Here is a 25,122-nt window from a genome sequence, read left to right as displayed (position 1 = left end):
TTCGTTTGTCCGAATGAGATTGGCCCTTGCCGCCCTGCTCTGCTTTACCGCGTTTGTTGCCGCGGCCCAGCAGCAGGAACTAACTGCTTTGCTGCAAAAAGCCAGCGTGCCGGGCCTGCAAGTGGTGTACACCCGTGGCACCGTGGTGAAAGTTTACAGCGCAGGCGTGCGTCAAGCGGGAAACCAGGCGGCAGTGGACGCCACTACCACTTTCCAGGCCGCGTCGTTGAGCAAAGTGGTGCTGGCCTACCTCACCCTGCGCCTGCACGACCGGGGCATCATCAACCTCGACCAGTCGCTGCTGAGCTACTACAGCTACCCACGCCTGCGCACCCAACCGCGGGCCGCTGCCATTTCTGCCCGCATGGTGCTAACACATACCTCCGGCCTGCCCAACTGGGCCGAAAACCCGCTTGGAGCTACCTGGGAAACGTCGGCGCTGCAGCTGAAGCACGCGCCCGACAGCTGCTGGAATTACTCGGGGGAGGGCTTCGTGTTTCTGCAGAAAACCCTGGAGCACCTCACCGGCAAGCCGTTGCAAACGCTGGCGCAGGAAGAGGTATTCGGGCCACTGGGCATGGCCGGCAGCAGCTACGTATGGCGCGTGGCCTTTGGGCGCAACGCCAGCTACGGCCACAACCAAGCCGGCAAGCCCACGGAAATCCGGCGGTTTGCCGAAGCCAACGCCGGCTTCAGCCTGCTCACCACCGCCACCGACTACAGCCGGTTTGTGCAGGCTCTGATGCTCGGCCAAGGTCTCAAGCCCGCCACTGCCCAGCTGCTCACCGCGGCCGCCAACCCGGCCAACCGCTGCGGCCAGCGCTCCACCCCCACCGACGCCCACATTGCCTGGGGCTACGGCATCGGCCAAGCCACCACCAGCGCAGGCCCGGCCCTGTGGCACTGGGGCGACAACGGCGACTTTAAAGCCTTTTTCATGGCCTTTCCGGCGCAGAAAACCAGCCTGGTCTTTTTCACCAACGGCGCCAACGGGCTCAAGCTCACCGACGATGTGCTGCGCCTGTTTATAGGCCCCGGGGAGTACCACACTACCCAGTGGCTGGCGGAGGAGCAGTAGGTCCGTTCCCCAACTTTACGGGCTCGGCGTGGCGTGGGGCCACGCGTGAAATATGACTAGGTTTAGCGCACCGGCCAAGTGCCGGTGCGTACATCCGTCTCCAGTTTTTTCCTCGTCATGAAGCACGCTTCTACTTTGCTTGCGGCCGGCATGTTGCTGGCGGGTTTGTCCACTGTTTCCTGCACCCAGCAACGCGAGGAAACCGCAACCAGCGGCGCCGCTACCATCCCCGCCGCCTACTTCGCCGGCGACACGGCCCGCGTCAAGGACGGGGGCGTGCAGATGATACCGATAACCACGCCCAAGGGCACATTCAAGGTGTGGACCAAGCGCTTCGGCCACAACCCGCGCATCCGGCTGCTGCTACTCAACGGCGGCCCCGGCGCCACGCACGAGTACTTCGAGTGCCTGGAAAGCTTCCTGCCGCAGGAGGGCATCGAGTTCATCTACTACGACCAGCTCGGCTGCGGCAACTCCGACACCCCCAAGGACACCAGCATGTGGAGCCTGCCGCGCTACGTGGAGGAGGTGGAGCAGGTGCGCCAGGCCCTGAAGCTCGACCAGGACAACTTCTACCTGCTGGGCCACAGCTGGGGCGGCATCCTGGCGGCCGAGTACGCCCTGAAGTACCAGCAGCACCTCAAGGGCCTTGTCATCTCGAACATGATGATGAGCGTGCCGGCCTACGGCAAGTACGCCGAGCAGGTGCTGGCTCCGCAGCTCAAGCCTGAGGTGCTGCGCGAAATCCGCCAGATCGAAGCCCGTAAGGATTTCCAGAACCCGCGCTACATGGAGCTGCTGCTGCCCAACTTCTACGTGGAGCACATCCTGCGCCTGCCGCTGGACCGCTGGCCCGAGCCGGTAAACCGCTCCTTCGCCAAGATGAACCAGAGCCTGTACGTGACCATGCAGGGCCCCAGCGAGTTTGGCGTAGCCGGCAAGCTGCTGCGCTGGGACCGTACCGCCGACCTGCCCAAACTCGCGGTACCGGTGCTCAGCATCGGCGGCAAGCACGACACCATGGACCCCGAGCACATGCGCATGGTGGCCCAGAAGGTGCAAAACGGCACGGCGCTAATTTGCCCCCGCGGCTCCCACATGAGCTTCTACGACGACCAGCAGACCTACATGCGCGGGCTGATCAAGTTCATCAAGGGCGTGGACGCGGGGCAGAAGAAAGTGCAGCTGTAGGGCCGCATCAGGAACCTATTCCTTAACTCAGTTTTTTATAAACCGTGGACAAACAACTTGTCGGCCTCTCAGGTGAATACTTCGTGGCAGCGGAGCTACTGAAACGCAATTTTCAAGTAGCCGTGACGCTAGGCAATGCTAAATCGGTGGATCTGTTCATCCGCAACGAGGCTAGTGGACAAACCTGTGGAGTCAGTGTGAAAACCCTACGGCAGAAGCCCAATTGCTTCACCTTGCACTCCGACAAACTAGAACCTGATACCGTATATTTTTTCCTGTACTTGAACCCCGTAGGTCACGGTCCGGACTACTTTATTTTACGCGGCGCCGATATTTTAGCCGATTTACCCCGCTTTTATGGCGCCAGCTACGGGCGGGCTGACCGTCGGGAAACGATAAATCATGGACCTTTGCAGCCGTACCACAACAACTGGGGCGTGCTGCCCTAAGCACGCGCCATAGCTTTTCCACCCGACATGTCCACCCGCCTCAACAAATACATCAGCGAAAGCGGCCTTTGCTCGCGCCGCGAAGCCGACCGCTTCATCGAGCAGGGCGTGGTGTTCGTGAACGGCAAGCGCGCCGACGTGGGCACGCAGGTGGAGCCCACCGACAAAGTGGTGGTCAACGGCAACCGCATCGAGCCGCGCGCCGCCGAAGACGCCATCTACATTGCCTTCAACAAGCCGCCGGGCATCACCACCACCACCGAGCGGGGCGTGAAGGACAACATCATCCGTTATATCAAGCACTCGGAGCGCATCTTCCCCATTGGCCGCCTCGACAAGGACTCGCAGGGCCTGATCCTGCTGACGTCCAACGGCGACATCGTCAACAAGATCCTGCGCGCCGGCAACGAGCACGAGAAGGAGTACATCGTGATGGTGGACAAGCCCATCCGCGAGGAGTTTCTGGAGGGCATGCGCAACGGCGTGCCCATGCTCGGCACCGTCACCCGCAAGTGCGAGGTGCACAAGGAAACCGACTACATCTTCCGCATCATCCTGGTGCAGGGCCTGAACCGGCAGATACGCCGCATGTGCGAGTTTTTCGGCTACGAGGTGGTGCAGCTGGAGCGCTGGCGCGTGATGAACATCACCCTGAAGGGCCTGGGCGTGGGCGACTGGCGCGAGCTGACGGAGAAAGAGCTGGACGGCGTCTTTAAGGCCATCGAGCACTCCAGCGGTACGGTCAGCGGCCGGCGCCCGAAGCGCACCAAAACGCCCCAGCAGATGGCCAGCGAGGAATGGCTCAGCGAAGCCCCGCGCCCCAAAGAGGCCAAGCCGCGGCCCAAAACCTATGGCGCCGAAGCCCAGGCCAAGGGCCGGCACCGGCCTGGCACGGGAAAGCCCAAAGCCGCCGCGCCGGGCGCCACCGCTACGCCCGGCACGGGCAGCCGGCCCCGGCCCGCGGGCAAACCGGCCGCCGGGAAACCCGCCGGCAAGTCCCCGCGCAGCGCGGGCAGCAAGCCTGCCGCCCGCTCGGGCCGCAGCAATACTGGCGGCGGCCGGGGCCGCACCCGCTGATCGGGCGGGGCCGGCTAAGACCGGGTCTTACCGAGGAAGTACCGTGTTTTCTGTGCGATGCAAGCAGTAGAGCTTATCCCAGTGCTGGACATCGGCTACTACAGCCAGGAGTTGCCCGCGCCCGCGCTGTACCCGCGTAAGCAGCACGCGGCGGCCTGGGACGAGTACGCCGCCCCTTCGCCCGCGCTGACCGGCTTCCCGGAGCCGCTGCGGCCGTATGCGCCCGGCCTGCACTTTTACCGCGCCGTCGACATCGGGCAGGGCAACCTCCAGAAGGTGCTGGCCGACCACTTGGCCGGCTGCTTCAGCGGCGAATGGCTGCTGGCCGAAACACCCTCCCTTTACGGGGGCTATGTGCTGCGCCTCGATGGCCGCAACGCCTTGTTTCCGCAGTGCTGCGGCGAGTTGTCGGACATTATCTACTGGAAGCGACTAACGCAGGCCCGCGAAGCGCTGTACTAGGGCCACCCGGCTCCCAATGTGACGTTTGCGGCCGACGAGGTAATTCTGGATTGCCGCGTCCGCCACGACTACGACGAACCGTTCGAACCGGCTACGGCCCCGGAAATCCGGGTGCACCGGCAGGCGCTGCCGGTGCCCTTGGGCGACCTGGGCGACCTGCTTATCTTTCACAACGTGGAGATGCCCGACGAACAGCCCTGAGCCGGGCAGCGCCGCCGGCACCGCCCGGACGGCACGCGGCATTTCCTGCTGAGCCGGTGAGAGTTAGCAACCAAGCAGCCGCCCGCGGCCCTGGCCTTGATCTTCCGAATCGCGCCGACCACCTACCTTCGACCCGCCAAAGTCGCCTGCTACGGCTTCGGCGGGCCGTTTTCGTGGCCGCGAACGGCGCCATCATTCCCCACAACCACTCTCCCACCGTCTCCTATGCTCCGCACCGACTGGACGCTAGCCGAAGTACACGCCCTTTACCACCAACCCGTGCTGGAACTCGTGGCCCAGGCCAGCGAGGTACACCGCCAGCACCAGACCACCGGCGAGGTGCAGGTGTGCACGCTGCTCTCGGTGAAAACCGGCGGCTGCCCCGAAGACTGCGCCTATTGCCCCCAGGCCGCCCGCTACCACACCGGCGTGCAGGCCCACAAACTGCTGCCCGACGCGGAAGTGCTGGCCGCCGCGCAGCGCGCCAAGGACTCCGGCTCTACCCGCTTCTGCATGGGTGCCGCCTGGCGCGAGGTGCGCGACAACCGCGACTTCGACCGGGTGCTCGGCATGGTCACCGAGGTCAACAACCTCGGCCTGGAGGTGTGCTGCACCTTGGGCATGCTCAACGAGTACCAGGCCGAGCGCCTGAAGGAAGCCGGCCTCTACGCCTACAACCACAACCTCGACACGAGCGAGGACCACTACAGCAACATCATCACCACCCGCACCTACGACGACCGGCTCAGCACCCTGGAGCACGTGCGTAAGGCGGGCATTTCCGTTTGCTCGGGCGGCATCATCGGCCTGGGCGAGACGGACGAGGACCGCGTGAAGATGCTGCACACGCTGGCCACCCTGCCCGCCCACCCCGAGTCGGTGCCGGTGAATGCGCTGGTGCCGGTGGAGGGCACGCCGCTGGCCGAGCAGCCCCGCGTGAGCGTGTGGGAAATGCTGCGCATGATTGCCACGGCCCGCATCCTGATGCCGCAGACCATGGTGCGCCTCTCGGCCGGCCGCCAGGAAATGCCGGTGACGGAGCAGGCCCTGTGCTTCCTGGCCGGCGCCAACTCCATCTTCTCCGGCGAGAAGCTGCTGACCACGCCCAATCCCGACTTCGACGCCGACCGGGAAATGTTTGCGCTGCTGGGCCTCAAGCCCCGGCAGGCCTTCAAAAATCAGGTACCCGAAGGCGCGACGGTGCTGGCGGCCATCAACTAGTGTTTGTGCGGGGCTGGCCCGGGCCAGCCCCGCACGAATTCCTATTCATCCTTTCCCTTCAATCATTATGACCATCCATTTCGAACTCAACTTGGACCATACGTTCGCCGAAGCGCTGCGGGCGCAGTACGAGCCACTGGTAGCGCAGGAGGAAATCGGCGAGCTGGAAGACAAGATCGGGGCGGCCGTCAACCTCGTGTTTCAGCGCCACGGCGTGCTGCCCGGCGTCGGCGACCGGGTGGAAGTCGATTCGGAGTGGATGGTCATCACGGCCCGCACCTTCGGGCAGGATGGCTCGGTGTGGCTGTCGGTGGCCCGGTTTCAGGCCTAGCACATGCAGCGGCTGAAGCTCGTCGTGGCCGGGCTGCTGGGTCTGGCGCTGCGCGGCCCCGCGGCGGCGCAGACGCTGGCTACGCCCGGCCTGGCCGGCCTGGATTCTGCCTACACGGTGCACGGCATCCGCCTCGGCGCGGCGGAGGGCAGCGTGCCTTGGCTGCGGCCCACCAGCAGCGGCTTCGGCAAACGCTGGCGCCACACCCGCCTCTACGCCCCGAAAGCCGATACCGTCACGCTGTGCCGGCAGCGGGCCGACGCTAGTTTCTGGTTTCGGGGCGGGCGCTACATCGGGGCGACGTACCTGCTGCCGAAAAGCGAACAAAAAACCCGGCGGGTACAGCAGATGCTGACGCGCCGCTACGGCCCGCCGCGCCCGGCCAACGTGCCGAACACCTGGTACTGGTTGGGCCGCCGCACGTACATCCTGTACGAAGACGGCATTCCGCAACCCATCGTGCACGTGGCCGGCCTGGGCATGCTCAACGAGCAAGTGATGGAAACCAGCGTCCGCCAGGAAGCGCGCACCGCCCTGGGCTGGCAGCCTGACTCGCTGGGCCTGCCCCGCCAGTTCGACCTGCCCGCCGCCAAGAAAAAGTAATGCCCGCCGCATCCCCCCTGCTCGACCGCCTGGCCCGGCAGCTCCACCAGCGGGAGCTGGCCGGCACGCGCCGCCGCCTGGCGCTGCCCCCCGCGAACCTGGTAGACTTCAGCTCCAACGACTACCTCGGCCTGGCCCGGCACCCGGCCCTGCGCGCCGCCGTGCAGCAAGCAGCCGCCGGTGAACAGCCACTGGCCGGCAGCACCGGCGCGCGCCTGCTCACCGGCAACTCCGCGGCGGCTGAGGCGCTGGAGGCGCAGCTGGCGGCCTTTCACCACGCCGAGGCCGCGCTGCTCTTCACTTCGGGCTACGCCGCCAACCACGGCTTCTTCGGAGCCGTGCCCGGGCGCGGCGACGTGATTCTCTACGACGAGGCCTCGCACGCCTCGGTCAAGGACGGCATCCGCGCCTCCTTTGCCACGGCCTACAGCTTCCGCCACAACGACGCGGCCGACCTTGAGCGCCGGCTGGCGCGCCTGGCCCTGCCGGCGGGGGCCGCCGTGTTCGTGGCCGTGGAGGCCGTGTACTCCATGGGCGGCGACGCGGCCCCGCTCGGCGCGCTGGCCGCCGTGTGCCGGCAGGCCGGAGCGCAGTTGGTGGTCGACGAAGCCCACAGCGTGGGCCTGTACGGCCCGCGCGGCGAAGGTCTGGTGACGGCGTTGGGCCTCGACGATCAGGTGCTGGCCCGCGTGGTAACCTTCGGCAAGGCCCTGGGCGGGCACGGTGCGGCGGTGCTGGGCGCAGCAGTGCTGCGCGACTACCTGCTGAATTTCAGCCGGCCCTTTATCTACACCACCGCCGCGCCGGCCTACACGCTGGCGGCGCTGCGGGCGGCGTACGAGCGGCTGCCGGGGCTGCACGAGGCCCGGCAACGGGTCTTCGGCCTCTCGGCCTACCTGCAGCGGCAGCTCAGCCGGGTACCGGGCCTGCAGGTGCCCGCCGAGAGCCGGGTGATCCTGCCCCTGCGGCTGCCCGATTATACCCCGGCGCAGGTGCGGCAGCTGGCCGCCGCCGTGCAGGCCGCGGGCTTCGACGTGCGCGCCATCGTGCCGCCCACCGTGCCGGCGGGGCAGCAGTGCCTGCGCGTAATCGTGCATAGTTTCAACACCGAATCCGAAATCGATGACCTCATTTCCGCCCTCCGTTTCGCGCTGGCCTGAGCACCCCCAGCGGTTGTTTGTGACCGGCATCGGCACCGACGTGGGCAAAACCGTGGCCGCGGCCGTGTTCACCCAGGCCCTCGGCGCCGACTACTGGAAGCCCGTGCAGGCCGGCGGCCTCGACCATACCGACTCCGACGAAGTGCGCCGCCTGGTGACGCACTCCGGCAGCGGCTTTCACCCCGAGCGGCACCGGCTGCAGATGCCGGCCTCCCCGCACCGCGCCGCCGCGGCCGAGGGCGTGCGCATCCAGGCCAGCGACTTTGCCTTGCCCGCCACGCACAACCACCTTGTGGTGGAAGGCGCCGGCGGGCTGCTGGTGCCGCTGGCGCCCGGCCTGCTCGTGGCCGACCTGGTGCAGCAGCTCGGCCTGGGCGTGGTGGTGGTCAGCCGGCACTATCTGGGCTCCATCAACCACACCCTGCTCACGCTGGAGGTGCTGCGGCAGCGTGGCATTGCGGTGCGCGGCCTCGTCTTCAACGGCCCCGACGACCCCATCACCGAGGAGGCCATCCGGGCCTACACCAGCGCCCCCGTGCTGCTGCGGCTGCGCCCCGAACCGGCCCTGACCCCGGCCGTGGTGGAAGCCTACGCCCAGCAGGTAGCCCTGGCCGATTTGGCGCCGCAACCCAACAAGTAGCCCGCCAAACAGGTTTCGCAACTCCGGCGCGGCCCCGACTGCGGGCGCCGCGCTTCGCACTTCTTCTTTCCCGACATGACCCTAGCCGAACGCGACCAGCAGGTCATCTGGCACCCGTATACCCAAATGCAACAGGCACCGGCCCCCATTGCCGTGGTGCGCGGCGAAGGCGCCTGGCTGCAGGCCGACGACGGCCGCCGCTACCTCGACGCCATTGCCTCGTGGTGGACCAACCTGCACGGCCACGCCCACCCGCACATCGCGGCCCGCGTGCACCAGCAGCTCACCACGCTGGAGCACGTCATCTTCGCTGGCTTCACCCACGAGCCCGCCGTGGCCCTGGCCGAAGGCGTGCTGCGCCTGCTGCCCACCAACCAGCAGAAAGCGTTTTACTCCGACAACGGCTCGACGGCCGTGGAGGTAGCGCTGAAAATGGCCCTGCAGTACCACCACAACCTCGGCCGGCCGCGCCCGCGCATCCTCGCCTTCCGCGACTCATACCACGGCGACACCTTCGGGGCCATGAGCGTGAGCAGCCGGGGCGCCTTCACCGCGCCCTTCGCCCAGCTGCTGTTTGAAGTGGATTACCTGGACGTGCCCGTGCCCGGCCGCGAAGCCGAAGTGCTGGCTCAGGCTGCGGCCTTGCTGGCGGGCGGGGAGGTAGCCGCGTTCATCTTCGAGCCGCTGCTGCTGGGCACCGCCGGCATGGTCACGTACGCGCCGGATGTGCTGGATGAGCTGCTGCGCCTGTGCCGGCAGCACGGCACGCTCGCCATTGCCGATGAAGTGCTGACGGGCTTCGGGCGCACCGGCCGGCTCTTCGCCAGCCTGTACCTGCAGGAGCAGCCCGATCTGATGTGCTTTTCCAAGGGCCTGACCGGCGGCACCATGGCGCTGGGCCTGACCACCTGCTCGGCGGCCATCTACGAGGCTTTCCTGAGCGAAGACCGGCTGAAAACGCTGTTCCACGGCCATTCCTACACGGCCAACCCCATAGCCTGCGCCGCCGGCCTGGCCAGCCTGGAGCTGCTGCTCAGCCCCGAAAGCCAGGCCAACCGCCAGCGCATTGCCGCGGCGCACGCGGCGTACGCGGCGCGCCTGCACGGCCAGCCGGGGGTGCGCGAGTGCCGCACCCTGGGCACCATGCTGGCCGTGGAGCTGGCCGTCCCCGGCGAGGGCACCGGCTACTTCAGCCGCCTGCGCGACACGCTCTACGCGCACGCCCTGAGCCGCGGGGTGTTGCTGCGGCCCCTAGGCAACATCATTTACACGCTCCCGCCCTACTGCATCAGCGACGCCGAGCTGCAGCAGGTGTACACGGTACTTGACGAGCTGCGCGAGCTGACCTTGCGCGCCGCGCCCGCGCCCGCTGCATGAGCCCCGAGTACCCGCACATCGTTATCCGCGGCTGGGGCAGCGTATCGGCCGGCGGGCTGCGCGGCGCCGAGCCGGCCGCTGGTCCCTCCTTCCGCACGGCCGCGCCCTCGGGGCTGCCCGTCGCGGCGCTGCCGCCCGCGGCCGAAGCAGCCGTGGCCGCCTTGCGCCAGCGCCGCCCGGCCTACCGCGCCCTCGACCGCAGCGTGCTCCTGGCCCTGCTGGCCGCCGAGCAGGCCGTGGCGGAGGCGGGCTGGCAGCCTGCCGACCCGCGGCCGCTGGCCGTCAGCCTGGGCTCCTCGCGCGGCGCGACGGAGCGGCTGGAAACCTTTCACGCAGCGTTTCTGACCCACGGCGAAGCGCCACCGGCAGCCTCCCCGCTCACCACCCTGGGCAACGTGGCCAGCTGGGTAGCCGACCACGCGGGCGCTACGGCCGGGGCCATCAGCCACTCCAGCACCTGCAGCACGGCCCTGCAGGCCCTGGGCAACGCCGTGGCCTGGCTGCGCGCCGGCCTGGCCACGCGCTACCTCGCCGGGGGCACCGAAGCCCCGCTGACGGCCTTCACCCTGGCCCAGATGCAGGCCATCGGCATTTACTCCGCGCGGCCCGCCACCGACTGGCCCTGCCGACCAGGCGCGGGCGGGGCTTCTACCTTCGTGTTGGGCGAAGGCGCGGCGGTGCTGGCGCTGGAAGCCGTGCCCGCCGCCGCGGTGCGCCCAGGCGAGTTGCTCCTCGAAAGCGTGGGCTTTGGCTTCGAGGCGACGGGCACCAAAACCGGCCTTTCCCGCGACGGGCAGCACTTTCAGCAGGCCATGCGGCAGGCGCTGCACCTGGCCGGCTGCCCGCCCACCGACGTGGACCTGCTGGTGCTCCACAGCCCCGGTACCCGCGCCGGCGACGCGGCCGAGCGGGCCGCCGTGCAGCAGGTATTCGGCGCCGAGCATCCGGCCTGCGCTTCCAATAAATGGCAGCTGGGCCACACCCTGGGCGCTTCCGCCGCGCTCAGCCTCGATTTGGCCCTGCACACGCTCCGTGCGCAGCAAATGCCGCCGCCGCTGCCTTTTGCCTCGTGGCTGAACGAGCGACCGGCCCCGCCTCGCATCCGGCGGGTGCTGGTGAATGCAGCCGGCTTCGGTGGCAACGCGGCCAGCGCTTTGGTATCGGTGGCTGGGAGGTAGGGACTTTTGACGTGCGCACCTGCGCCCAAGCCCGCTGCGCTTCAGCGCACGTATTGGGCCAGCAGCCGGCGCAGCTCCGCCCCCTGCCCCGGCAGGGCGTGCAGCCGGGCATCGGTGTCGTCGATAACCCGGAAGAAGTCCTCGTACTCGGCGGCCGTGGCGGACACAAACCCGTCGGTGCCCCGCGCTTCGGCCCAACCCTGCCGCAGGCGGGCCAGGGCTTCGGGGTGAGCGGCCTGGGCTTGCAACAGCACCTGCCGCAACGCCTGCTGTTCGGCGGCCGGCAGGGTGGCGCGGCACACCACCGGGCCCAGCGGAATGGCGTCGGAGGTCCAGAGCAGCTGCAGATCGGCCGCTTGGCCCGCACGCTGCAGCTGCCGAAACTCGCCCAAGCCGCAGGCGCCGACTTCGGCCTGCCCGCTGCGCAAGGCGCTGAGCACGGCCGCGTGGCTGCCCGCGTAGCTCACCTGCCGAAAGCTCGTTTCGGCGGCCGTCAGGCCCTGCGTGGCTAGCCACAGGCGCGGCACCAGGTGGCCCGACGTGGAGTGCGGCCCGGCAAACACCAGCCGTAGCTCGGCGGCGCGGTCGGCCACTTCGGCCACAGAACGTACTGCCGCGGTACGGCGCGTCACCAGGCAGGCCTGATAGTCGCCGCTACTGCCGGCGGGCAGCTGCAGGCGCGCCAGGGGCGTCACGGCGGCCGGCGCCGCCGCCTGGAGCGCCACGTATCCCAGGGTGTTGAGAAGGGCCACGTCGACTTCGCCGGCGCGAATGGCCGTCAGTAGCGCCGGCACCGAGGGAAAGCTGCGCACCTGGGCTTCGCGGCCCACGGCGCGGGCCAGCTCGGCGGCCAGCGGGCTGATGTGGGCCACGCGGTCATTGGTATCGTAGGCGTAGGTGGCCACCACCAGGGGCCGGGCCGGGGCACTGGATTGTGCCGAAACCGCGGTCAACAGCCCCAGAAAGGCCCCCACGAAAGCAAGTAAACGTTTCATAGCCAAGTCGTTGTTGTGTCGACAAAGCTAGCTCGGGATGGCGCCGGCACGGTAGCGGCTGCGGCTCAAAGAATGTCGGGCGCGGCTCAGGCCGGCAGCAGCTCCGCCGCCTGCCCGGGCGTGCAGCCAAACCGCTCCCGGAACGCCTGCACGAAGTGCGAGGTGCTCACGAAGCCCGCCTCGTCGCCGACCTGCCCGACGCTCAGGCCGGTGGTGCGCAGCAGGAAGCGGGCGTGCTCCAGGCGCTGGGCGCGCAGCCACTGGGCCGGCGGCTGCCCGAAAGTGGTCTGAAAGTCGCGCTTGAATGAGGCCAGGCTGCGGCCGGCCAGGAAGGCAAATTCGGCTAGGCTGAACGGGCGCTGGAAGTTCTGCTCCATGAGCAGGCGCAGGTCGTAGCGGGCGGTGTGGTGCAGGTGCAGCAGAAACGGCTGGTAGCGCGCCGCGTCGGGGCCGAGCACGAAATGCAGCAGCAGCTCCTGCAGTTTGAGCTGCAGCAGCGGGGCCTGCGCGGGCTGGTAGGTGCCGAAATACGGCAGGATGGAAGCCACAAACCCCTGCAGGACCGGCGTGATGGGAAACGGCAGGCTGGCGGCGGGCTCGGCGGCAGCCGGGGCCGCATCGGCGCTGAAATGCGCCCGGTACTGCTGCACGAACTGGCGCACGGGCTCTTCCTTCAGGAAAAACAGCACGCTCTCGTAATCCTCGCCTTCGGCGCCGCGCACCGACGACATCAGGTACAGCCCCTTGCGGATGAAGGCCCCCTCACCGGCGCCGATAACCAGATCGGGGGCTCCGGCCATGCGCACGATCTTCTGGCCACTGAGCACGAGCAGCAGCAGGTTTTCGCTCAGGTGCACCGGCGTATCGCGCGAGTCATGGTCGCGGCGGTACGAGGCCAGCGTGGTGGCGGCCAGCTCAATGGTGCGGTACGCGGCATCCTGCCGGAAGTACTGGGGCAGCTCGATTTGCATACCACCAAGATACTACCCAGTTTCGTAAGCGCAGACGCGGCCGTTGCCGGCCGTTTTCCGTCTGTTTTCATTTCTCGATCTGCCCCTGCTCATGCTCCGTTTCCCCGTCACTGCCGGCCTGCTGGCCGCCGCCCTGCTCTCTGCCTCTGCCCTGCGCGCCCAGAACGCCCCCGCCGCATCCGTCGACGCCGAAATCCAGAAAATGGTGGGCGAGATATCGGCCGACCGCCTCAAGGACGACGTCTACAAGATGGTATCGTTTGGCACCCGCCACACGCTGTCGGACACCCAAAGCAAGAAGCGCGGCATCGGCGCGGCCCGGCGCTGGGTGGAGGACGAGTTTCGCAAGTACGCCAAGGCCAGCGGCGGCCGGCTGAAGGTGGAGCAGGACACCTTCACGGTGAAGCCCGACGGCCGCCGCGTGGACGTGAAAACCGTCATGGCCAACGTCATGGCCACCTTGCCCGGCACCGACCCCGCCGACAACCGCGTGTTCATCGTCAGCGGCCACCTCGACTCGCGCGTGACCGACGTGATGAACCGCACCGCCGACGCGCCCGGCGCCAACGACGACGGCTCGGGCGTGGCCGTGGTGCTGGAGCTGGCCCGGGTGATGAGCACCCGCAAGTTTCCGTGCACCATCGTGTTCGTGGCCGTGCAGGGCGAAGAGCAGAGCCTGATCGGCTCGGGCTACCTCGCGCGCAAGGCCAAGGCCCAGAACTGGAACATCGTGGGCATGCTCAACAACGACATCGTGGGCAACTCCACTGGCCACGACCCGGAAATCAAGGACGCGGGCCGCGTGCGCGTGTTCAGCGAGGGCGTGCCGGCCAACGAAACGCCCGAGCAGGCCCAGCTGCGCCGCCAGCTTTCCTCGGAGAATGACTCGCCCTCGCGCCAGCTGGCCCGCTACGCCAAGCAGGCCGGCGAGCAGTACGTGACCGGCCACAAGGTGGAGCTGGAGTACCGCCCCGACCGCTTTCTGCGCGGCGGCGACCACACGCCCTTCAACCAGCAGGGCTACGCGGCGGTGCGCTTCTCGGAGATGAACGAGGACTTCACCCACCAGCACCAGGACCTGCGCACCGAAAACGGCCGCCAGTACGGCGACCTGCCCGAATTTGTGGACTACGAGTACCTGCGCAAGAACACCGGCGTGAACCTGGCTACGCTGGCGGGCCTGGCCCTGGCCCCGGCCGCTCCGCAGAACGTGGGCGTGCTCACCAGCGGCCTCACCAACCGCACGCAGCTCAAGTGGGAAGCCCCGGCCACCGGCCGCCAGCCCGCCGGCTACGTGGTGTTGATGCGCGAAACTTCGTCGCCGGTGTGGCAGCAGCGCTTCGCGGTGCAGGGCCTCACGGCCGATCTGCCGCACAGCAAGGACAACTACATCTTCGGCGTGGCCGCCGTGGATGCCCAGGGCCACGAGAGCCTACCGGTGATTCCCAAGCCGGTGCGCTAACGCTTTGGTTCACATGATCAAGTACTTGTTTGCCTGGCTGCTGCTTGCCGGCTCCGCGTGGGCCGCGCAGGCCCAGCCCGGCGGGCCCGCGCCCGTCGACCTCGACGGCGTCGCCACCATCATTTTTCCTGTGGCTCCGAACGTGCTGGATACGTTGGGTCAGCGCATCTACTCAGCTCAGGATGCCGGACTGACTTACATGGTCATGAGCCGGCACGTGGATGCGCAGCCGGGCTTCCGCCTCGCCGATGGCGACTTGGATGGCTTTTACCAGGGCCTGGCCAAGGGCGTGGTGGCCGCCAGTCAGGGCAAGGTGGTGGCACAACAATCGTTCGACGTGCAGGGCCTGCGGGGTATAGAACTGGTGTACACCAACACCCGCAACCCCGTATTCCCACCGAAAATAACCAGCCGCACCATTTACCTGAACGGTTACCTGTTTATCTACCAGGTGCTGCCCACTGGAGAAGCCCAGCCCGATTTCACGGCCCGGCAAGGAGCCTTTTTTACGTCGTTTGCCCTGCAGCCCAGCGTAGCCCAGAACGGGCGGCAGTTCACGCTCGACGCCGCCGGCCAACCCGACCAATCCACGGCGGCTCGGTTGGGACAACTGAGCGGGCGCATAGCATTTTACGCGTTGCTCGCGGGTCTCGTGTACTTTCTGCTGCGGCGCTTCAGGCTCATCGGCCGCAAGGGCAGGTAGCAGTGGGCGTAGGGTTTCCAGGAGGCTGCAAAACCGGGGGTAGGCCGAATGCCTACCCCCGGTTTTGCTTAGGGCCAGCGTGCAGCTAAATACCCCAGCCCACATTTTTCCGTCGGCCAGTTTCGCGCTGTCTTATACCGCCGGCCCCGCTCAGCGCTACAGCAAAGCCAGATGATTTATTTACTATCGATAATGATAGTAAAACTATTATTGCTTACTTGCGCCGCTTTTCGCGGTGCTGGTGGCCAACAGCAGCGGAGGCACCTCCCCACGCGGCACATTTCCGCTGGCGTACGGGCCGCACCCCGGCCCCAATTCTGCCCTCCTGCATGGACACGCACCTCCTCATTGCCAACCTGACCAATCCCACCCTGCTGTTCTTCGTGCTCGGCATCGTCGCCACGCTGGTGAAGAGCGACCTGGAGATTCCGCCGACTACCACCAAGTTCATTTCGCTGTACCTGCTATTTTCCATCGGCTTCAAAGGCGGGCAGGAACTGGCCCACAGCCCTTTCAGCAGCGAAATCCTCTATTCGTTGGGCTTCGGCTTGCTCATTGCCAGTTTGATTCCGCTCTACTCCTTTTTCATTCTGAAGCGCCGGCTCAGCGTCAGCGACGCGGGCGCCGTGGCCGCCGCCTACGGCTCGGTTAGCGCCGTGACGTTCGTGGCGGCCGTGTCGTTTCTGGAGGCCCAGCAGTTGAGCTTCGGCGGGCACATGGTGGCGGTCATGGCCCTGATGGAGTCGCCGGCCATCATCGTGGGCGTCATCCTGCTGATGCGCTACGAAGCGCCGGCAGCCGACGAAACGCAGCCCCGGCTGGGCGCCATCGTGCAGCACTCCTTCACCAACGGCAGCGTGCTGATGGTGCTCGGCAGCCTCGTCATCGGCCTGATTGCCGATTCCAAGCAAGCCGACGGCATCAAGCCTTTCACCACCGACATCTTCAAGGGCTTTCTGGCCATCTTTCTGCTGGAAATGGGCATGGTGACGGCCCGGCGCTTCGCCGCCTTTATCCGCTACGGCCGCTTCGTGACGGTATTTGCCGTGCTCATGCCGCTGCTCAACGGCTGCCTGGTGGCCGCGGCCAGCCACGTGGTGACCGACAGCGTGGGCAACCGTTTCATCTTCGCCATCCTGGCGGCCAGCGCCTCCTACATCGCCGTGCCGGCCGCCATGCGCCTGGCGGCGCCCAAGGCCGATCCGGGCCTTTACATTCCCATGGCCCTGGGCGTGACTTTCCCCATCAACATTACCTTGGGCATGCCGCTGTACTTTGCCATCGTGCAGCACTCCTGAGCCGGGCCTGCTTGGCTTTCTTGCACGCGGGCCCGGCGCAGGATGCGCAGCACTGCTTCACGGGCATCACATAAACGGGTGGCCTCGTGCAGCCGGCCGCCGCACGGATTGTCGGTGCCGTAATCAACTTCTTCCCCCGATGCCCAGCCTCACCTACTACCTGACCGCAGCCGTAATCAAGCTCAAAGGCCTGAAACAAACCTTCTCGGAGTCGCCCATTAACTATGCCCTGCTGCGTCGGGACGACGTGCACGCGCCCACCAAAGGCCAGACGCTGGGGCAGGCCAGCCGCGCCATCAGCCTGAGCCAGTCGACCCTTACCGAGATAACACCAGCCCAGGTCAGCCAACCGGACGTAGCCATTCTGTACTGCCCCGGCGGCGCTTTCGTGTACGGCCCCACGGAAATCAACTGGCACGGCGTGGCCAGGCTGGCCCGCCAAACCCAGCTGAAGGCCTACCTGCTGGATTACCCGAAAGCGCCCGAGAATCAGATTGGCGCCATCAATCGCAGCCTGGATGAGGCTTACGCTTACCTGCGCGAACGGTACGCGGCCCGAAACATCATCCTGCTAGGCGACTCGGTGGGTGCCACGCTGCTCACCCTGCTGGTGCAGCGCCTGCTGCGCACGCCCAGCCCGGCACTACCGAATAGCCTGATCCTGGTTTCGCCCGTGGCCGATGCCAGTCTGGCCAACCCCGACGCGGCCGCTTTGGATAAGCGGGATATTATGTTGTCCGTGGCGGGCGCGCGTTCGGCCAAGCAGCTCTGCGCCGGCAGCACGCCCCTGCAAAGCGAGGAGATTTCGCCGCTCTACGGCCGCTTTCAGGGCTTTGTGCCCACGTACCTGTTCATTGCCGAGCGCGACATCATGCAGCCGGACGCGCAGCTGATGGCCGAAGCCATGACCGCCGCCGGAGTGCCGCTGCGGGTGGTGCACGGCGCGGGCATGCCGCACATCTGGCCGTTGCTGCCGGTGATGCGCGAAGCCCGTCAAGCCCTGAGCAGCATTGGCGCCATCATCAGCGCAAACGCCCGGCAGCCTGTCGCGGCTGTTGTTTCTGCTTGAGCCGAGCGGGCGCCGCGGCGGGCTGCCCCGGCGCTAATAGCTCACAAACGGCATTTTGCCCACGAACTTCTCGCTCTCCACCTCCTGCAGCAGAAAAGCGGCTAAGTCGGCGCGGCCGATGCTGGTGCTGGCATTCACGCCCACCCAGCCCACGCGGTACCGCTCGTGGGCGGGCTCGGCGGTGAGGCGCGGCCCCCGCACAATTTCCCAGTCGAGGCCGCTGGTGCGCAGCACGTCGGCGTGGCCCTGGGCGTCGGTGAGCACGTGGGGCACGGCCAGGCGCATGATGCCCCGAATGAGCTTGTCGGCTAGCTTGGGCTGGTCTTCGGCGTAGGGCAGCCCGCCGCCCGAGAGGCTGATGATGCGCCGTACCCCGTGCTGCTGCATGGCGGCCACGATGTATGCGGTGCCGCGCGTCTGCACGTCTTTGGGTGAGTTTTTCACTTGCCCGAACAGGCTCACCACCACGTCGGCGCCCTGTACGGTGCGGGCCACCGCGGCGGCGTCGAGCACGTCGCCGGGCAGCACCTCCAGACGGGGCGAGCTTTGGGGAATGGAGGCCGGGTTGCGGGCCAGGGCGCGCACGGTGTAGCCGCGCTGCAGGGCTAGTTGCAAAAACTCCTGGCCGGTGCGGCCCGAGCCACCAAAAAGGGCAATGCGTTTCATGAGAGAAGCAGTGGTTTGTGGGCAAAGAACCGTAGCTTGGGAGTACCGGTTGTATTGGCCGGTACTTACATAGAGGTAAGAAATGGACGCTGTCCCCGTAGCCGTCACCGCCCGTTGCCCAATTCGCACTGCCCTGGAGCTGGTAGGCGGCAAATGGCGCCTGCTGGTGCTGCACCAACTGGCCCCCGCGCCGCGCCGCTTTGGCGAGCTGAAACGCCTGCTGCCCGACATCAGCGAGAAAATCCTGGTGCACGAGCTGAAGCTGCTCACCGACGCGGCCCTCATCAGCCGCCACAACTACGGCGAGGTGCCGCCCCGCGTGGAGTACGCCCTCACGCCCGCCGGCCGCGCTGCGCTGCCGCTGGTCGCCGCGGCGGCTGAGTTTGGTCAGGAATACCTGCGCCTGCTGCCCACCTGAGCCATGGCCTTCCGCAGCCGCCTTAGGGCGGCCTGGCCCGTTCCCTACCTTGCTGGTCGCACCGGCTCGGCACTCCGGCCTGGGCTTACCGTCCTGCTACCTGCCCGGGCTGGCGCTGCTCGTGGGCGGGGTGCTTTGCCGCCGTACATTCTACTGCTAACCAATGGTTTCCGCGCCCGGTATCGACCAGCCGAAGGCCGCGTAGGCGGGGCCGGCTATTGTCTGCTGGTGCTGCCCGCCCCGCCTACACTGAAGGTGCCGCAGTAGCACCCTCTTTCCTTTCCCCTCCACCCTATTACCCCCAACGCCATTATGACCTTTCGCGAAGCGCAGCTCGACGACATTCCCCAACTCGTGCGGGTGCGGGGCGCCGTGCGCGAAAACGTGCTGTCCGATCCGGCGCGGGTCACGGAAGCCGATTACGTGGACTACCTCACCCGGCGCGGCCGGGGCTGGGTGGCCACGGCGCCCAATGGCCTCGTGGCCGGTTTTGCCATTGCCGACGTGCCGGGCCACAACGTCTGGGCCCTGTTCGTGCACCCAGATTACGACCGGCGGGGCATCGGCCGGCAGCTGCACCGGCTGATGCTGGACTGGTACTTCGCCCAAACCGATGAAACGGTGTGGCTGAGCACCGGCACAGGCACGCGGGCCGAGGAATTTTACCGCCGCCAGGGTTGGCAGGAAACGGGGCGGACCAAGAGCGGGGAAGTGCGGTTTGAAATGCCAGCGGAATTCTGGCGGCAGCGGCCCGCCACACAAGCAATTAACCTACTCACTAACAATGCTTTCTTACAGCGAACGGCAGATTAATGGTATTGCCCAGGACCGCCTGTCCCTAAGGGCTGGCGCGGCATGGTTTGCAAGCCTGGATGAGGCGGAGCAGGAGTCGGCATTGATGCAGCTTTGGATGTACATCCAACAGGCGCACCCCAGCCCGGAGGAAGTAAGCCAAGCCATCGAAACGGCTCCTGTAAAACTTACCGCTACTCCGTTGGTGCTTCTGCGTACGCACCCGCTCCCCCTGGCCCTGCGCAAGCTGGTCAATCTGCCAGCACAGGAGCGGACGGCAACCTTTCAGGTGATGATGACGCTGTTTCGGTTGGCCGACACGCGGCGTCGGCTTACGGAGTGCCGGGGCAGCTGTTCGCACGAATGGCACCACCTGCCCCAACAGGACTGAAGGGCGGCGTCCGATCTAGCCCCCTGCTCAGCGCTTCACTGTTACTTGCGCCGTTATTTTACCTATTAAGAATCAACACTATCTGACGCACAAGCACATCAGGAGCCCCGCACAATCGGCGCATCCCTGTACTTTCGGCGCATGACCCGCCCCTTGCTCACCCTGGCCGCCGCGCTGTTGGCCCTGCCCGGCCTTGCCCAGCGCCTCCACTCTCCTTCGCACAAGCTCGCGCTGCAGTTTAACCTGAATGCGGCCGGCGAACCAACCTACCAGCTCACCTTCGGCCCGCGCACCGTGCTCCAGCCCAGCCGGCTGGGCGTGCTCATCCAGGGCCAGTCGGGCTTTGCGCAGGGCCTGACGGTAGTGCAGATCGACTCGGCCCGGCACGACGACACCTGGACACCGGTGTGGGGCGAGGTCAGCCAGATCCGCAACCGCTACCAGGAGCTGCTGGTGACGCTGCAGCAGCCCGGCCCCGAGCAGCGCCGCATGCGGGTGCGCTTCCGCCTGTTCGACGACGGGCTGGGCTTTCGTTACGAGTGGCCCGCGCAGCCGCGGCTGCAGTACTTCACCGTGACGGACGAGCGCACCGAGTTCAACCTGCCCGCCGACCACAAAGCGTTCTGGATTCCGGGCGACTACGACTCCAACGAGTACGCCTACACCACCTCCCGGTTGAGCCGGGTCGACAGCTCGCCCATCAAGCCCATCGAGCAGCAATCGGCGCCGCAACGGGTGCAGACGCCGCTGATGCTCAAATCGGACGACGGGCTGTACGTGAACATTCACGAGGCCGCGCTGGTGAACTACCCGGCCCTGATGCTGGACGTGAACCCGCAGTCCTTCGGGCTGGCCTCGCACCTGGTACCGGCTGCTACCGGTGCCAAGGCTTACCTGCAGGCCCCCGAGCACACGCCCTGGCGCACCGTGGTGGTCAGCGACAAAGCCCCCGAGGTGCTGGCCAGCAAGCTGATTCTGAACCTGAACGAGCCGAGCAAGCTGCCCGACACGGGCTGGATCAAGCCGCAGAAGTTTGTGGGCGTGTGGTGGGAAATGCACGTGAACCGCAGCAGCTGGAACTACTCCGACGCCTCCAACCTCAAGCTGGCCGCCACCGACTGGAACGCCCTGAAGCCCAACGGCCGCCACGGCGCCAACACCGCCAACGTGAAGCGCTACATCGACTTCGCCGCCCGCCACGGCATCGAGGGCGTGCTGGTGGAGGGCTGGAACGTGGGCTGGGAGGACTGGGCCGGCAACTGGAAGGAAGAGGTGTTCGACTTCGTGACGCCCTACCCCGATTTCAACGTGGCGGAACTGCAGCAGTACGCGGCCGCGAAGGGCGTCAAGCTCATCATGCACCACGAAACCTCCGGCTCGGTCACCAACTACGAGCGGCGGCAGGACGCGGCCCTGCGCTTCATGAAGCAGCACGGCTACGACGCGGTGAAGACCGGCTACGTGGGCCGCATCATCCCGCGCGGGGAGCACCACGACGGGCAGTGGATGGTAAACCACTACACCCGCACCGCCGAGAACATGGCCCGGCAGCAGATCATGGTGGACATGCACGAATCGGTGCGCCCCACCGGCCTGCACCGCACCTACCCCAATTGGCTGGCCGCGGAGGCGGCGCGCGGCAACGAGTTCAACGCCTGGAGCGAGGGCAACCCGCCCGAGCACGAAACCATCCTGCCCTTTACCCGCCTGATGGGCGGCCCGATGGACTACACGCCCGGCATCTTCCAGATCAAGCTTGACAGCTGGAACCCCGAGCGCAACCAGGGCAAGCAAGTGCACACCACGCTGGCCAAGCAGCTGGCCTTGTACGTGACGATGTACTCGCCCCTGCAAATGGCTGCCGACCTGCCCGAAGCCTACGAGCAGCACCTCGACGCCTTCCAGTTCATCAAGGACGTGCCGGTGGACTGGGACGACACGCGCATCCTGCAGGCCGAGCCCGGTGACTACCTCACTACCGCCCGCAAGGCCAAGGGCCGCCCCGAGTGGTACCTGGGCGCCATCACCGACGAGCAAGCCCGGCAGCAGGCGGTGAAGCTGGATTTTCTCCCGGCCGGTCAGCAGTACGAAGCCATCCTCTACACCGACGCCCCCGGCGCCTCGTGGGACAAGAACCCCATGGCCTACCGCATCCGGCGGCAGAAAGTAACCCGCAACACGACGCTGAAGCTGCCGCTGGCCCCCGGCGGCGGCGCGGCCGTGAGCCTGAAGCCTATTGGACGCTAAAGGTTTTCGGTACCGGGCGCCCGGCGCTGGCGCAGCAGAAAGGCAGCAGGCGCGGAGTCCAACCTCCGCGCCTGCTGCCTTTCTGCTGCGCTCCACATCTTTTGGAGCGAATTCCTGCTATTTCTTTCCGCCGACTTCCTTCAGCAGCTGCTCGTTCAGGCGGGTGTATTCGTCCTTGGCGTGGGGGTTTTTCTCGCTTTTGACCAAGGCCATCGATTGCCGCGCGGCCTCGGCAGCTTCGGCCTTGCGGTCGGCTTTCTGCAGCATCTTGCCTTTCCAGTAGTACGTGTAGTAGCTGGGCTGCTGCTTGATGGCCTCGTCGAGCCAGCTGATGGCCTGGTTGATGTCCTTGCCGGTGCTGTAGTAGTACTGCGCGGCCTGGAAGTAAGGCTTCTTGTCGCCCTGCATGGCCTGCTGAATCTGCGCCATGATGCGCGCATCGGGGTCGGCCACGATGGGCACGCTCACGCGCGTCTTGTCCCAGCGCAGGGTGAGGTCGGCGGCTTCGGGCTGCAGGTTTTCGAGCAGCATGGAGAAGGACTCCATGGCCGTGTTGGAGGTGCGCGGCTTGGCCTTCACCCGCACCAAGTCTAGTTCGGGGCGGTAGTCGTAGGCGCCCCACTGCGAGGTGTCCTTGTTCAGGATGATGGTCCACTCCTTCGGGTCGGGAATAGTAAAGAGGGCGTAGGTGCCGGCCGGCACCACCTGCCCGCCAAAGTTCACCTCTTCGCCGAAGCGGATGCGCGTAGACGAGTTGGCGCCGGTACGCCACACGGCGCCGTTGGGCACCAGCTTGCCAAACACCTCGCGCCCTTTTTTGGAAGGCCGGGCGTAGGTCAGCTCAATAAAAGAAGTAGAGAAATCCTGCCGCATCCGCACGGTGGGGCTCATGGCCGGCAGTTTCAATTGCTGCGCCTGCAGCGTGGGCGCCAGCCAACACAGGCCGGCGGCAAGGAAGAGAGTCGAAAGTACTTTCATGCGATGTACAGGGGTGAGAGCTGCTAGCCCTAGCAAACATCGGACCCAGCGCCCGCCCAGTCGGCGGCGGACTTCTGCCTTCTTCACCGCGGCAACGCCAAGCCGGACCCGGGGCCCAATTTCCACCCCCTTCTAACGCCCTCGTCAGGCTGGCATTGCCTTCCGGCGCCTGCAATGGGCTTCCACGTGTCCTTGCCTTTCGTAACCAGCCGGTTCGATGGCTGGCTGCGCCGCATGCGCGCGCCCTGGTTATCGGGCCACCGTCGTGGCAGCCCGAGGCTTCTGCAGCGGCACGCGCCGCGTGACGGCGCCTGCCACCGGTCAGCCGCACGGCAAATCAGCTGTCCTGAAGTCCCTGCAAACCGCAGCCACGAGTGCCCAGGTCACAAAAAGCCGGCCGGGCCGATTCCGATTTGCCGAAATATGTCCGTACTTGCGGCCGCAACGCCGTACGGCCCTTGTCGGGCTTGCACGGCTTGGTTTCTAGTATGCTAGCGTTGACCCCGCGTTTTTCGGCTTTTTCTGCTCCGGCAGCCCTCTTCGCCCCGGCGACGAAGGGCAGCCTGTGTCTGGTAAGCAAGAAATGCAAGGGCGCCAAACGGGTGAAATGTACCCGCAGCTGACCGTCGCCCATTGTTGCTTGTCTTCCCGACTTTCAAGTAGCCAGCGCCGGTTTCCAACCGGCGCTTTTTTTATGCGTTTCACTTTGCAGCCGCCCGCGTCGGCGGTTGCGCACACTGACCTCTCACTTTCGCTGATTCCATGAAAGTTCTCAAGTTCGGCGGCACGTCCGTCGGGACGGCCGAGCGGATGCGGGCCGTAGCCGGGCTGATCCAGGCCCCCATCGGGCCGCGCATCGTGGTGCTCTCGGCCATGTCGGGCACCACCAACGCGCTGGTCAACATTGCCAAGCTCCTGTTCGAGGGCGACCTGACGGCCGGCTCCCTGCAAATCGAGGTGCTGCGCCAGCACTACCACATCGTCACGCGCGAACTGCTGCCCGACGAGGAAGCGGCCGCCGAGGGCCTGAAGCTGGTCGACGACTCGTTTAAGGCCATCTTCAACCTCACGCGCCAGCCGCTCTCGCCGGCCGGCGAGAAGGTCATCCTGGCCCAGGGCGAGCTGCTGAGCACGCGCCTGTTTCACCTCTACCTGACGCGCATCCGCGGCGAGCGGGCCGTGCTGCTGCCCGCGCTGGAGTTCATGCGCCTCGACCAGGACGAAGAGCCCGACGCGGCGTACATCCGGGAGCACCTGGCCGCGCAGCTGGCCCAGCACCCGGGTGAGCAGCTGTTCATCACGCAGGGCTACATCTGCCGCAACCAGCAGGGCTCCATCGACAACCTCAAGCGCGGCGGCTCGGATTACTCCGCCTCGCTGATCGGGGCGGCGGTGGGCGCCACCGAAATCCAGATCTGGACCGACATCGACGGGCTGCACAACAACGACCCGCGCGTGGTGGAGGGCACCTACCCCATTCGCGAGCTGTCGTTCGACGAGGCGGCCGAGCTGGCGTACTTCGGCGCCAAGATCCTGCATCCCAGCTCGGTACTGCCGGCGCGGGAGCACGGCATTCCGGTGCGCCTGCTCAACACCATGCAGCCCGAGGCCCCTGGCACGCTGATTTCGGCCCGCACCGGCGCGGAGGCCATCAAGGCCGTGGCCGCCAAGGACGGGCTGACGGCCATCCGCATCAAGAGCAGCCGCATGCTGCTGGCTTTCGGCTTTCTACGCAGCATTTTCGACGTGTTTGAGCGTTACCGCACGCCCATCGACATGGTCACGACCTCGGAAGTAGCCGTGTCCCTGACCATCGACGACGCGGCGCACCTGCCCGACATCCTGGAGGAGCTGCGCCGCTTCGGCACGGTGGAGGTGGATACCGACCTGACCATCATCTGCCTGGTGGGCAACCTGGTGCAGGAGCAGCACGGCGCCGCCGGGCAGGTATTCGACACGCTGCGCGACGTGCCGCTGCGCATGATCAGCTACGGCGGCTCGCCCAACAACATCAGCATCCTCATCAACACCGCCGACAAAACCCGCTCGCTGCACGCGCTCAACAACGGCCTGTTTCGCTCCGCCACCGTAACTCCGTAGCCGCGCCACCCCCACGTAGCGCGGGCTAAAGCCCGCGCCCCCGGGATAGTACCCTTCCTTACCG

General features: G+C 66.6%; 26 protein-coding genes. 22 read left to right on the top strand and 4 right to left on the bottom strand.

What is annotated here, in order from left to right:
• Positions 1–13: 13 nt before the first annotated feature.
• From ACYVKQ_RS11260 to ACYVKQ_RS11200, 13 genes are all read left to right on the top strand, one after another.
• Positions 14–1,078, top strand: coding sequence for a serine hydrolase domain-containing protein (locus tag ACYVKQ_RS11260; protein ID WP_460578264.1), 1,065 nt, complete (start codon positions 14–16; stop codon positions 1,076–1,078).
• Positions 1,079–1,195: 117 nt separating this feature from the next.
• A complete protein-coding gene (locus ACYVKQ_RS11255) occupies positions 1,196–2,269 on the top strand; it encodes an alpha/beta hydrolase family protein (protein ID WP_460578263.1) in 1,074 nt (357 codons plus the stop codon).
• A gap of 44 nt (positions 2,270–2,313) precedes the next feature.
• The gene (locus tag ACYVKQ_RS11250) at positions 2,314–2,718 is read left to right on the top strand and encodes a hypothetical protein (protein WP_460578262.1); all 405 of its coding nucleotides are present in this window, start codon (positions 2,314–2,316) and stop codon (positions 2,716–2,718) included.
• Positions 2,719–2,745: 27 nt separating this feature from the next.
• Positions 2,746–3,795: a pseudouridine synthase gene (gene rluF / locus ACYVKQ_RS11245; protein WP_460578261.1), complete on the top strand. Its 1,050-nt coding sequence runs from the start codon at positions 2,746–2,748 to the stop codon at positions 3,793–3,795.
• Positions 3,796–3,852: 57 nt separating this feature from the next.
• Positions 3,853–4,257: a hypothetical protein gene (locus tag ACYVKQ_RS11240; RefSeq protein ID WP_460578260.1), complete on the top strand. Its 405-nt coding sequence runs from the start codon at positions 3,853–3,855 to the stop codon at positions 4,255–4,257.
• Between the two features lie 18 nt (positions 4,258–4,275).
• The gene (locus ACYVKQ_RS11235; protein ID WP_460578259.1) at positions 4,276–4,458 is read left to right on the top strand and encodes a hypothetical protein; all 183 of its coding nucleotides are present in this window, start codon (positions 4,276–4,278) and stop codon (positions 4,456–4,458) included.
• A gap of 225 nt (positions 4,459–4,683) precedes the next feature.
• Entirely contained in the window at positions 4,684–5,679 is a 996-nt protein-coding gene (bioB, locus tag ACYVKQ_RS11230; RefSeq protein WP_460578258.1) for a biotin synthase, read from the top strand.
• 67 nt (positions 5,680–5,746) lie between these two features.
• A complete protein-coding gene (locus tag ACYVKQ_RS11225) occupies positions 5,747–6,010 on the top strand; it encodes a hypothetical protein (RefSeq protein WP_460578257.1) in 264 nt (87 codons plus the stop codon).
• Between the two features lie 3 nt (positions 6,011–6,013).
• Positions 6,014–6,613, top strand: coding sequence for a hypothetical protein (locus ACYVKQ_RS11220; protein ID WP_460578256.1), 600 nt, complete (start codon positions 6,014–6,016; stop codon positions 6,611–6,613).
• Complete coding sequence (locus tag ACYVKQ_RS11215) at positions 6,613–7,773, top strand: aminotransferase class I/II-fold pyridoxal phosphate-dependent enzyme (protein ID WP_460578255.1); 1,161 nt, start codon at positions 6,613–6,615, stop codon at positions 7,771–7,773. The genes ACYVKQ_RS11220 and ACYVKQ_RS11215 overlap by 1 nt, the downstream gene beginning before the upstream one ends.
• Positions 7,736–8,413, top strand: coding sequence for a dethiobiotin synthase (gene bioD, locus ACYVKQ_RS11210; RefSeq protein WP_460578254.1), 678 nt, complete (start codon positions 7,736–7,738; stop codon positions 8,411–8,413). Before ACYVKQ_RS11215 ends, bioD begins: the two co-directional genes overlap by 38 nt.
• A 75-nt stretch (positions 8,414–8,488) precedes the next feature.
• Positions 8,489–9,790, top strand: coding sequence for an aspartate aminotransferase family protein (gene bioA, locus ACYVKQ_RS11205; RefSeq protein ID WP_460578253.1), 1,302 nt, complete (start codon positions 8,489–8,491; stop codon positions 9,788–9,790).
• Positions 9,787–10,968, top strand: coding sequence for a beta-ketoacyl-[acyl-carrier-protein] synthase family protein (locus ACYVKQ_RS11200; RefSeq protein ID WP_460578252.1), 1,182 nt, complete (start codon positions 9,787–9,789; stop codon positions 10,966–10,968). The genes bioA and ACYVKQ_RS11200 overlap by 4 nt, the downstream gene beginning before the upstream one ends.
• A gap of 41 nt (positions 10,969–11,009) precedes the next feature.
• Here the strand turns inward: ACYVKQ_RS11200 and ACYVKQ_RS11195 are convergent, their stop codons facing one another.
• Positions 11,010–11,963 (bottom strand): phosphate/phosphite/phosphonate ABC transporter substrate-binding protein, encoded by a 954-nt coding sequence (locus ACYVKQ_RS11195; RefSeq protein ID WP_460578251.1) that lies wholly within the window; start codon positions 11,961–11,963, stop codon positions 11,010–11,012.
• 86 nt (positions 11,964–12,049) lie between these two features.
• The gene (locus ACYVKQ_RS11190; protein WP_460578250.1) at positions 12,050–12,934 is read right to left on the bottom strand and encodes a helix-turn-helix domain-containing protein; all 885 of its coding nucleotides are present in this window, start codon (positions 12,932–12,934) and stop codon (positions 12,050–12,052) included.
• Between the two features lie 91 nt (positions 12,935–13,025).
• Between ACYVKQ_RS11190 and ACYVKQ_RS11185 the strand changes: the two genes are divergently transcribed.
• The 4 genes from ACYVKQ_RS11185 to ACYVKQ_RS11170 all read left to right on the top strand — a co-directional run bounded on the left by ACYVKQ_RS11185 (position 13,026) and on the right by ACYVKQ_RS11170 (position 17,466).
• Positions 13,026–14,396, top strand: a complete 1,371-nt coding sequence (locus tag ACYVKQ_RS11185) for a M28 family metallopeptidase (protein WP_460578249.1) — start codon at positions 13,026–13,028, stop codon at positions 14,394–14,396.
• 13 nt (positions 14,397–14,409) lie between these two features.
• Positions 14,410–15,099, top strand: a complete 690-nt coding sequence (locus tag ACYVKQ_RS11180) for a hypothetical protein (protein ID WP_460578248.1) — start codon at positions 14,410–14,412, stop codon at positions 15,097–15,099.
• Between the two features lie 329 nt (positions 15,100–15,428).
• On the top strand, positions 15,429–16,397 hold the full coding sequence (locus ACYVKQ_RS11175) for a sodium-dependent bicarbonate transport family permease (protein WP_460578247.1): 969 nt from the start codon (positions 15,429–15,431) through the stop codon (positions 16,395–16,397).
• A 139-nt stretch (positions 16,398–16,536) separates the two neighbouring features.
• Positions 16,537–17,466, top strand: coding sequence for an alpha/beta hydrolase (locus tag ACYVKQ_RS11170; RefSeq protein ID WP_460578246.1), 930 nt, complete (start codon positions 16,537–16,539; stop codon positions 17,464–17,466).
• Between the two features lie 33 nt (positions 17,467–17,499).
• Here ACYVKQ_RS11170 and ACYVKQ_RS11165 read toward each other — a convergent pair whose 3' ends face one another.
• Entirely contained in the window at positions 17,500–18,132 is a 633-nt protein-coding gene (locus ACYVKQ_RS11165; protein ID WP_460578245.1) for an NAD(P)-dependent oxidoreductase, read from the bottom strand.
• 82 nt (positions 18,133–18,214) lie between these two features.
• Between ACYVKQ_RS11165 and ACYVKQ_RS11160 the strand changes: the two genes are divergently transcribed.
• The 4 genes from ACYVKQ_RS11160 to ACYVKQ_RS11145 all read left to right on the top strand — a co-directional run bounded on the left by ACYVKQ_RS11160 (position 18,215) and on the right by ACYVKQ_RS11145 (position 21,980).
• The gene (locus ACYVKQ_RS11160; protein ID WP_460578244.1) at positions 18,215–18,550 is read left to right on the top strand and encodes a winged helix-turn-helix transcriptional regulator; all 336 of its coding nucleotides are present in this window, start codon (positions 18,215–18,217) and stop codon (positions 18,548–18,550) included.
• 312 nt (positions 18,551–18,862) lie between these two features.
• A complete protein-coding gene (locus ACYVKQ_RS11155) occupies positions 18,863–19,363 on the top strand; it encodes a GNAT family N-acetyltransferase (protein ID WP_460578243.1) in 501 nt (166 codons plus the stop codon).
• Positions 19,335–19,733 carry a DUF5958 family protein gene (locus ACYVKQ_RS11150; RefSeq protein WP_460578242.1) on the top strand — a complete coding sequence of 133 codons (399 nt, stop codon included), beginning with the start codon at positions 19,335–19,337 and terminating at the stop codon, positions 19,731–19,733. Before ACYVKQ_RS11155 ends, ACYVKQ_RS11150 begins: the two co-directional genes overlap by 29 nt.
• Before the next feature lie 141 nt (positions 19,734–19,874).
• Positions 19,875–21,980, top strand: a complete 2,106-nt coding sequence (locus ACYVKQ_RS11145) for a glycoside hydrolase family 97 protein (protein WP_460578241.1) — start codon at positions 19,875–19,877, stop codon at positions 21,978–21,980.
• A gap of 117 nt (positions 21,981–22,097) precedes the next feature.
• Here ACYVKQ_RS11145 and ACYVKQ_RS11140 read toward each other — a convergent pair whose 3' ends face one another.
• Positions 22,098–22,958: a DUF2911 domain-containing protein gene (locus ACYVKQ_RS11140; RefSeq protein ID WP_460578240.1), complete on the bottom strand. Its 861-nt coding sequence runs from the start codon at positions 22,956–22,958 to the stop codon at positions 22,098–22,100.
• Positions 22,959–23,720: 762 nt separating this feature from the next.
• Here ACYVKQ_RS11140 and ACYVKQ_RS11135 point away from each other — a divergent pair.
• Positions 23,721–25,058, top strand: coding sequence for an aspartate kinase (locus tag ACYVKQ_RS11135; protein ID WP_460578239.1), 1,338 nt, complete (start codon positions 23,721–23,723; stop codon positions 25,056–25,058).
• Positions 25,059–25,122 lie beyond the last annotated feature (64 nt).

The organism is Hymenobacter coalescens, from assembly GCF_054783195.1.
The sequence above is the reverse complement of the archived record's forward strand: the minus strand, read 5'-3'. Positions and strand labels throughout refer to the sequence as shown.

What these genes read in the sequence shown, in the direction of transcription:
- ACYVKQ_RS11260 (WP_460578264.1), top strand. Translation starts at nt 14, where the DNA reads ATGAGATTGGCCCTTGCCGCCCTGCTCTGCTTTACCGCGTTTGTTGCC.
- ACYVKQ_RS11255 (WP_460578263.1), top strand. Translation starts at nt 1,196, where the DNA reads ATGAAGCACGCTTCTACTTTGCTTGCGGCCGGCATGTTGCTGGCGGGT.
- rluF (WP_460578261.1), top strand. Translation starts at nt 2,746, where the DNA reads ATGTCCACCCGCCTCAACAAATACATCAGCGAAAGCGGCCTTTGCTCG.
- ACYVKQ_RS11240 (WP_460578260.1), top strand. Translation starts at nt 3,853, where the DNA reads ATGCAAGCAGTAGAGCTTATCCCAGTGCTGGACATCGGCTACTACAGC.
- bioB (WP_460578258.1), top strand. Translation starts at nt 4,684, where the DNA reads ATGCTCCGCACCGACTGGACGCTAGCCGAAGTACACGCCCTTTACCAC.
- ACYVKQ_RS11225 (WP_460578257.1), top strand. Translation starts at nt 5,747, where the DNA reads ATGACCATCCATTTCGAACTCAACTTGGACCATACGTTCGCCGAAGCG.
- ACYVKQ_RS11220 (WP_460578256.1), top strand. Translation starts at nt 6,014, where the DNA reads ATGCAGCGGCTGAAGCTCGTCGTGGCCGGGCTGCTGGGTCTGGCGCTG.
- ACYVKQ_RS11215 (WP_460578255.1), top strand. Translation starts at nt 6,613, where the DNA reads ATGCCCGCCGCATCCCCCCTGCTCGACCGCCTGGCCCGGCAGCTCCAC.
- bioD (WP_460578254.1), top strand. Translation starts at nt 7,736, where the DNA reads ATGACCTCATTTCCGCCCTCCGTTTCGCGCTGGCCTGAGCACCCCCAG.
- bioA (WP_460578253.1), top strand. Translation starts at nt 8,489, where the DNA reads ATGACCCTAGCCGAACGCGACCAGCAGGTCATCTGGCACCCGTATACC.
- ACYVKQ_RS11200 (WP_460578252.1), top strand. Translation starts at nt 9,787, where the DNA reads ATGAGCCCCGAGTACCCGCACATCGTTATCCGCGGCTGGGGCAGCGTA.
- ACYVKQ_RS11195 (WP_460578251.1), bottom strand. Translation starts at nt 11,963, where the DNA reads ATGAAACGTTTACTTGCTTTCGTGGGGGCCTTTCTGGGGCTGTTGACC.
- ACYVKQ_RS11190 (WP_460578250.1), bottom strand. Translation starts at nt 12,934, where the DNA reads ATGCAAATCGAGCTGCCCCAGTACTTCCGGCAGGATGCCGCGTACCGC.
- ACYVKQ_RS11185 (WP_460578249.1), top strand. Translation starts at nt 13,026, where the DNA reads ATGCTCCGTTTCCCCGTCACTGCCGGCCTGCTGGCCGCCGCCCTGCTC.
- ACYVKQ_RS11180 (WP_460578248.1), top strand. Translation starts at nt 14,410, where the DNA reads ATGATCAAGTACTTGTTTGCCTGGCTGCTGCTTGCCGGCTCCGCGTGG.
- ACYVKQ_RS11175 (WP_460578247.1), top strand. Translation starts at nt 15,429, where the DNA reads ATGGACACGCACCTCCTCATTGCCAACCTGACCAATCCCACCCTGCTG.
- ACYVKQ_RS11170 (WP_460578246.1), top strand. Translation starts at nt 16,537, where the DNA reads ATGCCCAGCCTCACCTACTACCTGACCGCAGCCGTAATCAAGCTCAAA.
- ACYVKQ_RS11165 (WP_460578245.1), bottom strand. Translation starts at nt 18,132, where the DNA reads ATGAAACGCATTGCCCTTTTTGGTGGCTCGGGCCGCACCGGCCAGGAG.
- ACYVKQ_RS11160 (WP_460578244.1), top strand. Translation starts at nt 18,215, where the DNA reads ATGGACGCTGTCCCCGTAGCCGTCACCGCCCGTTGCCCAATTCGCACT.
- ACYVKQ_RS11155 (WP_460578243.1), top strand. Translation starts at nt 18,863, where the DNA reads ATGACCTTTCGCGAAGCGCAGCTCGACGACATTCCCCAACTCGTGCGG.
- ACYVKQ_RS11150 (WP_460578242.1), top strand. Translation starts at nt 19,335, where the DNA reads ATGCTTTCTTACAGCGAACGGCAGATTAATGGTATTGCCCAGGACCGC.
- ACYVKQ_RS11145 (WP_460578241.1), top strand. Translation starts at nt 19,875, where the DNA reads ATGACCCGCCCCTTGCTCACCCTGGCCGCCGCGCTGTTGGCCCTGCCC.
- ACYVKQ_RS11140 (WP_460578240.1), bottom strand. Translation starts at nt 22,958, where the DNA reads ATGAAAGTACTTTCGACTCTCTTCCTTGCCGCCGGCCTGTGTTGGCTG.
- ACYVKQ_RS11135 (WP_460578239.1), top strand. Translation starts at nt 23,721, where the DNA reads ATGAAAGTTCTCAAGTTCGGCGGCACGTCCGTCGGGACGGCCGAGCGG.